General features: G+C 33.7%; 7 protein-coding genes. All 7 read left to right on the top strand.

Going from position 1 to position 13,408, the window contains the following annotated elements; genetic code table 11:
• Positions 1-11 precede the first annotated feature (11 nt).
• The 7 genes from ACZDYH_RS17640 to ACZDYH_RS17610 all read left to right on the top strand — a co-directional run bounded on the left by ACZDYH_RS17640 (position 12) and on the right by ACZDYH_RS17610 (position 13,399).
• Positions 12-5,735 (top strand): amino acid adenylation domain-containing protein, encoded by a 5,724-nt coding sequence (locus ACZDYH_RS17640; RefSeq protein ID WP_474886760.1) that lies wholly within the window; start codon positions 12-14, stop codon positions 5,733-5,735.
• A 318-nt stretch (positions 5,736-6,053) separates the two neighbouring features.
• The gene (locus ACZDYH_RS17635) at positions 6,054-8,708 is read left to right on the top strand and encodes a condensation domain-containing protein (protein WP_474886758.1); all 2,655 of its coding nucleotides are present in this window, start codon (positions 6,054-6,056) and stop codon (positions 8,706-8,708) included.
• Positions 8,709-8,740: 32 nt separating this feature from the next.
• Positions 8,741-9,004 (top strand): acyl carrier protein, encoded by a 264-nt coding sequence (locus tag ACZDYH_RS17630; protein WP_474886757.1) that lies wholly within the window; start codon positions 8,741-8,743, stop codon positions 9,002-9,004.
• Positions 9,001-10,149 (top strand): acyl-CoA dehydrogenase family protein, encoded by a 1,149-nt coding sequence (locus ACZDYH_RS17625; RefSeq protein ID WP_474886755.1) that lies wholly within the window; start codon positions 9,001-9,003, stop codon positions 10,147-10,149. Before ACZDYH_RS17630 ends, ACZDYH_RS17625 begins: the two co-directional genes overlap by 4 nt.
• A complete protein-coding gene (locus tag ACZDYH_RS17620; protein ID WP_474886753.1) occupies positions 10,146-11,273 on the top strand; it encodes a GNAT family N-acetyltransferase in 1,128 nt (375 codons plus the stop codon). Before ACZDYH_RS17625 ends, ACZDYH_RS17620 begins: the two co-directional genes overlap by 4 nt.
• 19 nt (positions 11,274-11,292) lie before the next feature.
• On the top strand, positions 11,293-12,510 hold the full coding sequence (locus tag ACZDYH_RS17615; protein ID WP_474886751.1) for an ACP S-malonyltransferase: 1,218 nt from the start codon (positions 11,293-11,295) through the stop codon (positions 12,508-12,510).
• Positions 12,511-12,550: 40 nt separating this feature from the next.
• A complete protein-coding gene (locus ACZDYH_RS17610; RefSeq protein WP_000473351.1) occupies positions 12,551-13,399 on the top strand; it encodes a 3-hydroxyacyl-CoA dehydrogenase family protein in 849 nt (282 codons plus the stop codon).
• Positions 13,400-13,408: the final 9 nt, after the last annotated feature.

Genomic DNA, 13,408 nt, shown 5'->3' with positions numbered 1-13,408 from the left:
AGTGAGTAACTATGGCTGAACGAATAGCGAATAAAGATAAAGTAATTGCCGCAAATGAACGAATAAAGGAAAGAGAATTTTGGTTAGAAAACTTATCAGGGGAACTGGCTGACTGCCATTTCCCTTATGATTACCGGACATCAAACAAACAGGTGAATTTATCAAATGTTAGCATAAAACTAAAAGAGGAATTGTCCGAGAAGATTTTAAAGTTAGCAAATGGATCAGATCTTCAATTGCACATGATTCTTACTGCTGGACTTACTTTGCTGTTAAATAAATATACTAGATTGCAAGATATATGCATTGGTACACCTGTTTTAAAACAAGACAGTGATACTAACCTTATTAATACTTTGTTAGTTTTAAGACATGGTCTTGAGGAACATATGACATTTAGACAAATTCTCCAGCATGTTAGTACAGTAATGGTTAATGCTTTAGAACATCAAAATTTCCCATTGGAAAGTTTACAACCGTTTTTGAGTAACTACCTTCCAGAGGGGCGTAATTATCCATTCCGTACTGCAATTTTGCTAGAGGAAATTCAAGATTTAAATTATTTAAGTGAGAGCAATGCTGAGATTATATTCTCTTTCCGTCAAGTAAATGGGTGTATAGAAGTTGATATGTATTTTAATGAGCATCTATACAAAGCATCTACTGTTACGCGATTTGGTCATCATTTTATAGACTTGTTAGAGCAAGCTTTACTACAACCGAATACGCCGCATATAGATTTAGATTGGGTTAGTGATAATGATATAAGAGAGTTAATCACATTTAATCAAACTGAGTTAGATTACCCGCATCATTTAACGGTGATACAGTTATTTGAAGAACAAGTCATGCATAATCCTAATAAACTTGCTGTTTCTGATGACATAAGAGAAATAACATACGCTCAATTAAAAGAAAAGGTAGATCTGGTTGCCAGTTCTCTACATAAAAAAGGAATTGGAAAAGGACACATTGTTGGTCTTATGATGGATCGATCAATTGATGCAGTAATTGCAATGCTAGGTATTTTAAAAAGTGGGGCTGCTTATTTACCTATTAACATATATTTGCCGTATAAACGGATAGAGGCGATGCTAAAAGAATGTAAGTCTCCACTTTGTATAGTAAAACCAGAAGTTATTAGTGAAGATTTTACAAGGGAAATCCAAGATTGTAGTATGGTGAGTTTTAATGAACTACTTGAAACAGAGTTGGTTAGTTTCCCTTCAGTAAGTACACCTTACGATTTGGCATATGTTATTTTTACCTCTGGAACTACAGGTAATCCTAAAGGAATTATGGTTGAAAATCGTAGTGTTGTAAATTTAATATTTGGGTTAAAAAATGAAATATATGATAAATATAGTTCTTCTATGCGAATCGGGTTAGTTTCCCCTTTTGAGTTTGACGCTTCAGTACAAAACATGTTTGGTGCGCTTCTATTAGGAAATAGTTTATTTATAGTACCTGAGGAAGCAAGAACTGATGGGCAGAAGCTAATTAATTTTTATCAAGAAAAGCAAATAAATATCGCTGATGGAACGCCGATGCATCTTCGATTATTAACTAATTTTATAGATGAAGAGGTAGAATATTCATTTAAACATTTTATTATTGCTGGAGAGGAATTACCACCAAAATTAGCACGGAAATTCCTTGGTTTATTTAATGAAAACTGCCGACCAAATTTAACAAATGCTTATGGACCTACAGAGACAACTGTAGATTCTACATGTTATCATGTTCAGCACGCTGAGTTAGAATTTATGAATCAATTACCAATAGGAAGACCTTTAGCTAATCAAAAAGTTTATATTATGGGTGATAATCAACAATTACAACCCGTTGGAATTCCTGGGGAGTTGTGTATTTCAGGAGAAGGGCTAGCAAGAGGTTATTTAAATCAACCTAAGTTAACTATGGACAAATTTGTTCCTATACAAATTAACAAAGAGGGTTCTTCTATTATAGATGACAAGGTTTATCGTACTGGAGATTTGGCTCGCTGGTTACCAGATGGAAATCTTGAATATTTAGGCCGTATAGATGATCAAGTCAAAATTCGTGGATTACGAATTGAATTGGGAGAAATAGAAAAGCAACTATTACGATATCCTGAAATTGGTGAAGCTATTGTAATTACACGTAAAAAAGAGGGAGAAGATGCTCCGGTTTTATGTGCATATGTTGTTATGAATTCTTCAGCTAAAGTAGAAGAGGTACGCCAATTCCTTAGAGAGTATTTACCTTTTTATATGATTCCTGCATACATCATCCCGATTGAGCAGTTTCCAATCTCATCAAACGGTAAAATAGATCGGAAAGCTCTTCCAAATCCAATTTGGGAGCAATCCACAGCTGTATTTATTGAACCACGTAATGAAATTGAACAAATGCTCTCTGAGATATGGAAAGTAGTACTTGGAATAGAGAAAATAGGTGTGAATGATAACTTTTTCGAATTAGGAGGTAATTCATTACAAATTACTTCTGTTGTTTCACACATATATAAACGTTTAGGTGTAGATGTACCTATACGTGAAATGTTTCAAAGGCCTACAATTATGCTATTAGCGGAGTATATAGAGAAATATGAAGGGAAGAAAAATTATTCTCAAATTGAGATCGTACCTGATAGAGAATTTTATCAAGCTTCTTCTTCACAAAAAAGATTATATATATTAAACCGCTTTGCTGGAATAGGAACTGCCTACAATATACCAGGTGCAATGTTAATAGAAGGTGAGTTTGATTTTATAAAGGCAGAACAATGTGTCAAAGAATTAGTGGAACGTCATGAATCATTAAGAACTTCATTCCAATTTATTAAAGGTGAACCGGTTCAATTTATTCATGATGGTTTAGATATTAGAATTGAACATCTATATAAATCTGATAGATCAACAATTGAAGAGTTAATACAGGAATTTGTTCGTCCTTTTCAGTTAGATAGGGCCCCACTTATGCGCGTCGGTTTAATGAAATTAGAATTCAATCAATATCTGTTACTATTTGATCTTCATCACATAATAGCAGATGGAGTATCTTTAGCGAAGTTAGAAAAAGAGTTTATAGATTTATATTCAGGCAAAGTCTTAGAGCCTATTAAAATACAATACAAAGATTATGCCAATTGGCAAACCAATCGTTTACATGATGAAGGGCTGAAAGAAATTGAAGAGTATTGGGTAGATAAGTTTAAAGGTGAGTTACCAATTCTTATGTTCCCAACCGATAAGCCACGTGGGCTAAATCAAACTTTTGAAGGTGATAGATTAGTATTCCATCTAACACCTGAACTTTCTAATAAATTAAAGTCCTTTGCAGATGAAAGAGAAGCAACTTTATATATGGTACTTCTTTCGTCACTAAATATAGTGTTGCATGTGTATACGCAACAGGAAGATATTATAGTAGGTTCTCCAATTGCGGGAAGAATTCATCATGATCTTGAGCCTATCATAGGTATGTTTGTAAATACATTACCTATGAGAAATCATCCTAAAGCGGAAAAGACGATAATCCAATTCTTAAATGAAGTAAAAGAAAATGCGCTAGAAGCATTTCAATATCAAGAATACCCATTTGATGAGTTAGTAAATAAGTTAGACATGGCTTATCATACTAACCGGAACCCTGTATTTGATGTCATGTTAGTGATGCAGAATATCGGAAGAACATCAGAAAAAATAAAAGATATTACATTTAAATCTTACGAAATTAAGCATCAAGCTTCAAAGGTAGATATGAGTATAGAAGTATTTCCGGAAGAAGAGGGTCTACGATTAGAATTGGAATACGCGACAGGACTATATTATCCGCAAACTATCGAGCGATTTATGATGCATTTTAAAAATACGCTAGAGTGGATGGTAGCTAATCCTGAAGCGAAAATTGAAGATGTTAATGTCTTAAGTAAGAGTGAATCCATGAGGATGTTAAATGAACTTAATAATACAAAATTAGATTTTCCTCAGAATAAATTAGTTCATCAATTTTTTGAGGATCAGGTTGAAAATAAACCAGAAGAAATCGCAGTTATTTCAAATGATATACCGTACAGTTATTCGTATATTAATAATCGAGCAAATCAGCTTGCTCGTATTCTTAGACAAAAAGGTGTAGATCAGGAAACTAAAATTGGTATCGTTGTTGAAAGATCCGTAGAAATGATTATAGCTATATTTGCTGCGCTAAAATCTGGAGCTGCATATGTACCAATTGATCCTGAATATCCAAAGCGTCGAATGGAACATATTTTAGAAGATTGTAATCCTCAATTTGTACTTACAGAATCTAAATACGTAGGTGAAATTCCATTTGTAGGAGAGATTATTGATTTAAAGCAAGAAAATTTGTACGTTGGTGATACAAGCAACCTGGAGATTACTGGAAAACCAAATAACTTAGCTTATATTTTATACACCTCCGGTTCTACAGGTAGACCAAAAGGAGTCATGATTGAACATTGTAGTATTGTGAATTTCTTATTTTCAATGTCTCATTTATATCCTATGGATGAATCAGATACGTATTTACTGAAGACACCTTATATATTTGATGTATCTGTTCTAGAGTTGTTTGGGTGGGCCATAGTAGGTAGTAAATTAGTAATAATGGAAAATGGGGAACATCGAAACCCAAGAGCAATTTTAAGAACTATAGATAAATATGATGTGAAATTATTAAATTTTGTACCGTCTATGTTTAGAGCTTTCGTAAATACACTTAATAATGAAAATAGCCAGGTTTTAAATAAAGTAAAGTATATATTACTTGCGGGTGAAGCTTTGACACATGAGGTGGTTAATAAGTTTAAAAAGCATCGACTATCGACTCAAATAGAAAATATGTATGGTCCTACTGAGGCGACGGTTATCGCAAGTACGTTTTCACTTCAAGAAAGTGAAAACTATAATACTATTCCTATTGGAAAGCCTATTCCGAATGTAAGGCTTTATATACTTAATCAAAAACAGAGACTTCAGCCTATTGGAGCGGTAGGAGAGCTGTATATTGCGGGAGAAGGGCTTGCAAGGGGATATGTAAATCAAATGAGATTAACTGAAGAGAAGTTTTTATCAGACCCATTTGTAAAAGGGGAGAAAATGTACAGGACAGGGGATCTTTCACGCTGGTTACCTGATGGAAATATAGAATTCCTCGGTAGAAATGATGAACAATTAAAAATTAGAGGATATCGAATTGAGCCAGGTGAAATTTTAGATGCTTTATCTTCACACCATGCAATTAAAGAAGCAGTGATAGTAGACATTCAAGATGAAGATGGGCAGAAAAAGCTTATAGCTTATTTCGTAGCAAAATCACTTGTATCCATTTCTGATTTGAAATTGCATCTTGCGAAATTAGTTCCAAGTTATATGATACCTACTTTCTTTGTTGAAGTTGAAAACATACCATTAACACCAAGTGGAAAGGTTGATCGACATTCCTTACCTTCACCTAGATCTTTACCTAAGAATGAGGAGGAGAGTATGATGTCTCCTAGTAATGAGTTAGAATCTCGTTTGGTTGAAATATGGAAAAGTATATTGAAGATTGAAGCTGTCGGTGTAGAGGATGATTTCTTTGACTTAGGAGGAAATTCTCTACTAGCTATTGAGCTTGATCTTGCTTTAGAAAACGAGAATCTTAATACGGATGACTTAGTCGCATATACAAAGCGAAATATTAAACAACTAGCGGCTTATATAGCAGAAAAGAAAAATAATTAATATTACTTTATATTGTAAACAAGACTTTTAAGAGTTTAAATTTACACTTGCTATACTGTGGGATTACAGGAGATTTCCCTCTTAGCTTTCTGGAATATTAGTGTTTATTCTGGTGATTATGAGCTAGGGAATTCTCCTCCCTATTTTAGAATGATTAAAATAAAAAGGTGATTCGAGAAATAAGATTCTTCATATTAAATGCGTTAATAATAATTGATAGCTTTTTAAAGAAGATATACATATCTCTGTCAACTTAGTATAGAGAAATAACCAAATTACAATAGTTTTTCCTGTTGGTAAAAATATAGAGGTGAGTAAATGGGAAATTATACTTCTTCAATCTTATATGATGTTGAGCCTTGTAAAAGTTCTGAACAGAATTGTATTGATGATGTAATTGCTACGTTAGCTAATTGGTTTAAGCGTAAACATTATTTAATGTACGCTAGATTATGGGATTTTGGTTTTTCTCCTGTCGATAATGGAAATTTAGGGGATGGTTTATATACAGAGTCTGGTTATTTTGTAAGTGATTTAGAAAAATATCATGGTATAAAAAGTACTATATTTAATACAGATTCATCCGATGAAGGATTTGAAATTATATTAGAACAATTATACTCGGGATTTCCTGTGGTGGTAACCATGAATGCATACTGGCTTCCTTGGGATGATAATTATCTAAAAAATCATATTGTTCATTCATTTGTTATTGTAGGATATGAGCCCGAAGAAGACTGTTTAATTATTACCGATCCATATTTTATGGTTAAAAATGCACAACTTTCAACAGAACTTTTTCATAAGGGTTATCAAAAAGTAAGTACTTTAAAAGTTACTGAAGATGAGATCACAGACATACAATCGATTACAACCGATTTGTCAAATTGGATAAAACATATAAAAGATGAAAAACATATTTTTTCACAAATGCACCTTTTTGCTACGCAACTAATAAGTAAGTTTGATTTGAATAAAGAGACAGATGGATATTTAGACTTTAATGATGTTCCGTTATTCTCACATTTGGGTCAAGTTGTAGATGGCCGAGTAAAGTTTTCAAAAATGCTTTCGTTTCTTGGTGAGCATTATCACTCGGATTTCCAAACTATTGCTGAATCTATGAAGACAGCAGCTGCCAATTGGGGAGTAATTCGTGGATCATTGATAAAAATGCACTTAACAAAATCAGTAACTAAAGAAGGCATAGTAAATATTTCAGATAAAATTCACCATGCTGCAGAATACGAGCAAAATTTAGCTGAACAAATAATGACATTTCTTATTTCTGTTATAGAAGGTAATACAAAGAATGTAATCATAGATTCTTCTCCATCGATAGAAGAGACTACTAATTATGTAAAACCATTCGATGATATGGAGAGAAAGCTAGTTGATATATGGAAAGAAGTTATAGGTAATCCTTGTATTGGTGTGGAAGATAATTTTTTCGCACTTGGTGGTCATTCCCTTCATGCTACTGTAATCAACGCTAAAATATGGAAAGAATTTAATGTGCAATTATCATTAGCAAATCTTTTTGAGTATCCAACAATAAGAACTTTAAGTCATTATATTAAAAATTCAAAAGAAAATAGGTTGCAAGAGATAGAAATAGTACCGGAATCTGAGGTATACCCAGTTTCATCGACTCAAAAAAGAATGATGTTATTACAAGAGATGGATGGGGTACAGATGACATACAATGTACCAAGTTGTTTTATTCTTAAAGGAACGGTGGACCGGAAAAGGATAGAATTAGTCTTTGAAAAGCTTATTAAACGCCATGAAATACTCAGAACACAGTTTGAGTGGCAGGGGGATCAATTAATACAGAGAGTATTAGAACAGGTAACATTTGAGCTAGAAATGATAAAGGGAGATTATAAAGAATGGTTACAACCATTTAATCTTTCTAAGGTTCCGTTAATGCGGGCTGGACTAAAGGAGCTAAAAGATAATAGTTATTTACTTGTAATTGACCTTCATCACATCATAACAGATGGCGTGTCTTTAAGTATCTTTATGCATGATTTTAAGGCCCTATATGCTGGGGAAACATTGCCGGAAAATCGTTTGCAATATAAAGATTATGCTGTGTGGGAACAAAAATTATTATCTTCTAAAGAATTTGATATCCATAAGAAATACTGGGAGGAATTATTCTCAGGGGATATACCAGTTCTTGAATTACCATACGATCGAGGTCGACCACCAGTAAAGAGTTTTGAGGGTGAACAATACAATTTCCAAGTAAACAAGGAAATTACTCGAAAAATAAAAAAAATAGCACTAGAAACTGATACGACACCTTTTATGTTACTTATGGCTACTTTCACTATTTTTCTGTACAAGCATGGGGAACAAAAGGATGTCATTATAGGATCACCAGTTGCAGGTAGGCCGCATGCTGACTTGTTACCTCTTATGGGGCTGTTTGTAAATACAATTGCATTACGTTATCAAATAAATCCAGATCAATCTTTTATTAATCACTTGAAAAAAGTGAAAAACGATACGTTAGAAGCTTTCGAACATCAGGTGTATCCATTTGATCAATTAGTGGAAAAATTAGATCTTTCTAGAGACTTAAGCCGAAGTGCTTTATTTGATGTCATGTTTGTATTACAAAATTCGGATGAAAAACATACAGTTGTGGATGGATTAGAAATTAGCACAGAAACAAACACAGATACACTAACAAGTAAGTTTGATTTAACTCTTATTGCTGAAGAAAATAAAGATATATATGAATTCACTTTTGAATATGCTACATCTTTATTTGATAAATCAACAATAGTAGAATTTGGACGGCGATTTAACCTTCTATTAGAAGAAATAACAACTCATCCTAATGTTAGTCTAAAAGATATTCAAATGTTAACAAGTGAGGAAAAAGAACTTGTTTTATCTGCGACTCAGGAGAAAGAAAAAATAAAAATAGAGACCGATTTTAATTGGGATATTGGTTAATTGATTTCCCAGGTCTCAGAAGGAGTAATTACATGGATAATCATGAAAAAATACGTCAATACATTAAAAAAAATCTTATTATTTTTAATGCAGAGGAAACTAATGTTGCTAATGATGACAACATATTTGAAAAAGGTTATGTGAATTCGCTCTTTGCTATGCAAATGTTAAATTTCATAGAAACGGAGTTTGATATAGTAGTAGATAATGATGAACTTGATATTATTAACTTTTCTACTATTAATAATATGGTTGATCTAATTAACAAAAAGAAGAATGGGAATTTCACAGTATGAGTAATGCAGAAGAGATTCTGGGAGTAGTTGATGAGTTTGCGGAAAAGAAGCTTCGGCCTCGAGCAAGTGAGTTTGAAAGTAATGAAGAGCTTCCCTATGATGTGATACAAGAACTCTCAAGTTATGGTGTATTGGGTGCAACGATACCAAAAGAATATGGGGGACTTTCTCTTGATTCTTTAGATTATGGTCGTCTTACTGAAATCATTGGTAAAGCTTGTAATTCGGTTCGTGAATTACTTACAGTTCATGTATCTTTAGTAGGGGAGTCAATTAAAAGGTGGGGGACTGAAGAGCAAAAGAGAAAATGGTTACCTGAGATGGCAACGGGGAACCTATTATTTTCATTTGCCCTAACTGAGCCAGAGGTTGGTTCTGATGCAAAAGCCGTTGGAACTTCCTATAAACAAGTTGATGATCATTTTATTCTTAATGGGCACAAAAAATGGATTTCTTTTGCAGACATTGCAGATTGCTTTTTGGTTTTTGCGTCCAGTGAAGGAAAAGTTAGTGCCTTTATTGTTGAACGGTCAATGACGGGTGTTTCTACAAATAAAATGAGTAAACTGTTAGCAAGTAATTCTTCGCATATAGCTGAGATTCATTTGCAAGATGTAAAGGTACCAGCTGAAAATTTGTTAGGACCAATTGGGGGTGGTTGGAGTTATGTAGTTAACACAGCTCTTGATCATGGTAGATATAGTATTGCCTGGGCAGGAGTAGCCATTGCTCAAGAAGCACTAGAAGCAATGGTAGCTTATTCAAGAAGAAGAAAACAAGGAAATAAATATATATGTGAATATGAAGCAATTCAAACAATTTTAGCAGAAGCAAGTGTAAATATAAAAGCAGCTCGTTCGTTATGCCAAGAGGCTGGGAAAAAGCGTCAGGATAGACATACTGATGCTGTAATTGAAACAACCATTGCAAAATATTTTGCCTCAAAGATGGCTATGAAGGTAGCCACAGACGCTGTCCAAGTGTTTGGTGGAAACGGATTTTCAAGAGAATATTCTGTTGAGCGTTTATTTAGGGAAGCAAAGGTTTTAGAAATTATTGAAGGTACCTCGCAGGTACTTCAGCCAATTATTGCGCAGCATGCACTTCACACTTGTTCTCAAAAGGGAGGACTTTTAAGAATATGATTTATGAATTGGTAAAAGAAAAGGATGAATTCAAACAAATAGCTCCACTTCTCGTTGATTATAAGAACCATCCAATACTTAACGGTATAGCTCATGGTTACAATAAGGGACATATTTATGTGGATAATCCTAATAACCCTAGATGTGCACTTGTATGGGCAGAACAAGAAATTTTTTATTTACTAGGTGATCCTACAAATAATTTTGTTTCAAGTCTGCCAACTTTTATTAAAGAAGTAATTGCACCTGAGGCTGAGCAGATAGGGGATGACTTTTTTCAGGTTGAATTATTACCCGAATCAAAATGGAAACAGGTTGTCGAGGAACAATTGCAAATGTTTATTCCTAAACCTTACACTCGAGTAACATTTGCTTTTGATCCGGAGTCTTATAACAAGTTATCTAAACCTAATATACCTGAAGAGGTAACGGTGGAACGTATTACAATCGACATGCTATCAGATAAAAAGTTCGCAATGGTACGGGATGATATTGTTGATTTTTGGGAGTCAACTCAGGATTTCATCCAAAATGGATTTGGTTATGTAGTAATGGTACATGAACAAGTTGTAACTAGTTGCTTATCGGTTTTTGCAACAGATACTGATGTGGAAATTGGAATTAATACTTATGATTTATTCCAGCGAGGTAAAGGGTATGCTTGGTTGGCTGCAAGAGCATTCTTGGATGACTGTTTAAAACAAGGAAGAACACCACATTGGAAGACGGAGGATTTTCGTATTCCATCAATTAAACTAGCGGGAAAAGTTGGATTCACAAATCTTCAAACCTATACAGCTTATGTGTTTCCTTATAACGAATTAGATAATTTCGTTTTTACCGCGTACCATCAATTAAGATACTATTCAAATTTTAATAAAGCTAGTGAGTTTGTACAAAAAGCTCGTACTATAGGAGATTTAAATGCATGGCATCACTTTTTACTTTCATGTGGTTATTCATTAATTGATAGAATCGATTTTTCGTTAAAGCATATGAATCTTGCACTAGATCTAGGATGGAATGATGTATCAGATATTCGCTATGTAGTTGATTTAGTGAATTTAAGAAAAACTGAAGAGGGACGAGCTTTATTAGATAGAGTTGAAGATAGCTTAAGATGAAAATAAGGGAGATAAAAAGATGAATATTGTATTTATGTTTCCTGGCGTAGGATCCCATTATTCTGGAATGGGTAAGTACCTTTATGAAAACTTCCCTGCAGCACGTGAGATATTTGAAGAAGCAAGTGACACTCTAAAAATAGACATGGCTTCCCTTTGTATGGAGAAGACATACAAAGTTGACCTTGAAAAATTACAAAATTCACAGACTGCTTTAGTAACAACTAGCATGGCAGCTTTTCGAGTTTTTGAACAGGAAATAGGCAATAAACCAGTGGCACTGATTGGATATTCTTTGGGAGAATATACAGCTCTATGTGCTTCTGGAGCAATTGCATTTTCAGATACCTTAAAATTAGTACAAGAACGTAGTACGATTTTGAGTAGCTATGCATTAACTATAGATGGAACTATGGCATGGGTTAACAATCTTGCTCCAGAAATTGTTGAAGGTATTTGTTCAGAATTGTTAACCAAGGGACAGGAAGTATATATATCGGCTTATGACACTCCAAATAAAACATCAATTTCTGGTACAAACTCTGCGGTTCAGTTAGCTTGTGAAATGGTAGTAGAGCATGGGGGAATTGCAATCCCCCTTAAATTAAGTGGGCCATTCCATTCTCCTATGATGCAACCTGCTGCTGAAAAATATAAGAGTGTACTAGAAAATATAGATATGAAACAGCCATTAATACCTGTCATAGCGAATCATGATAGTTCAATGTATAAAGGTGTAGAAAATATAAGAGAAAACCTTTACTTACAATTAATAAAGCCTGTGAAATGGTTGGACATGATTCACTATCTAATGAATCAAGGGTCTATGAAAGCTATTGAAATGGGACCAAAGGAAGTCTTGAAGTATCTTCTGCAAGCTATTAACCCTGCTCTATCGACATGTAATTATGAAAGGGAGAAAGATATCCTAAATACAAAAAATTCTTTTACATTACAAGAATCTGATTATGAAGAAGTAATATCAGGGTGTTTAACTGTAGTTGTAAGTACAAAAAATTATAATACAGATTTAAGTGAGTATCAGAAAAAGGTAGTACGCCCATTTCAAAAGGTACAAAGTCAATTGGAAGAAAAAATTAATTCGGGGTATTCAGTGGAGAAAAGTGATGTAGAAGAAGCAATCCAAATGATGAAAACAGCACTTACTGAAAAACAGATTAAAGAGAGAGAACAAAAACGTTACCTGCAAAGAGTTCTTCAATGTAAAAGTTTTTAGATATAAATTATAAATATATTAAGGGAGCGATGATGGATAAATGTTCAAGAAAATTGGTATTGTAGGTGCTGGAACAATGGGAATCGGCATGGCAGTAGATTTAGTGCTGCATGGTCTAGAAACGGTATTAATTGATGTTACAGAAGAGCAGTTAGAAAAAGCGGAAGAGAAAATATTAGAGACAGTTCGCTTTGCTCCTCTAATTAATAAAGCATTTCCTAGAATGCATAAGGAAGAAGTACTTTCGTTAATAAGTAGCTCTACTAATCTTGATGAAGTGGCTGAATGTGATTATATAGTAGAAAATGTTCCAGAAAACTGGCAAATTAAAGAGCCGATCTATAGAAGATTAGATGAGATATGTAAAAAGGATACAATTTTCGGAGTAAATACGTCTTGTATCTCAATAACAAAAGTAGGAGGAGTAACAAAGCGTCCAGATAAAATAATAGGAATGCATTTTATGAATCCGGTATATATGAAACCATCTATAGAAGTTATTAGAGGATATTTAACTTCAGATGAAACGGTCACGAAGGCTCAAGCTTTCCTAAAACAATTAGATAAAGATGCAATTGTTGTTAATGATCAGACTGGTTTTGTTTCTAACCGTATCTCCCACTTATTCATGAATGAATCAGCTTGGGTTGTAATGGATGGTGTAGCAACACCTAAACAGGTAGACGATATATTTAAAAAATGCTTTGGACACACAATGGGTCCATTAGAAACAGCAGATTTAATTGGGTTAGATACAGTATTACATTCATTAAATGTACTTTATGAGGAATATCAAGATCCAAAGTTTAGATGTTGTCCATTACTTAAAAAGATGGTAGATGCAGGTGAATGTGGTAGAAAGAGTGGTAAAGGTTTTTACGCTTATTAAAATTAAAAA

Source organism: Bacillus sp. EB V-12, assembly GCF_056158125.1.
This window is presented reverse-complemented; position numbering and strand designations above follow the sequence as displayed.

Bases quoted from the DNA above. Each gene is read 5' to 3' on its own strand.
- ACZDYH_RS17640 (WP_474886760.1), top strand. From the start codon at position 12: ATGGCTGAACGAATAGCGAATAAAGATAAAGTAATTGCCGCAAATGAA.
- ACZDYH_RS17635 (WP_474886758.1), top strand. From the start codon at position 6,054: ATGGGAAATTATACTTCTTCAATCTTATATGATGTTGAGCCTTGTAAA.
- ACZDYH_RS17630 (WP_474886757.1), top strand. From the start codon at position 8,741: ATGGATAATCATGAAAAAATACGTCAATACATTAAAAAAAATCTTATT.
- ACZDYH_RS17625 (WP_474886755.1), top strand. From the start codon at position 9,001: ATGAGTAATGCAGAAGAGATTCTGGGAGTAGTTGATGAGTTTGCGGAA.
- ACZDYH_RS17620 (WP_474886753.1), top strand. From the start codon at position 10,146: ATGATTTATGAATTGGTAAAAGAAAAGGATGAATTCAAACAAATAGCT.
- ACZDYH_RS17615 (WP_474886751.1), top strand. From the start codon at position 11,293: ATGAATATTGTATTTATGTTTCCTGGCGTAGGATCCCATTATTCTGGA.
- ACZDYH_RS17610 (WP_000473351.1), top strand. From the start codon at position 12,551: ATGTTCAAGAAAATTGGTATTGTAGGTGCTGGAACAATGGGAATCGGC.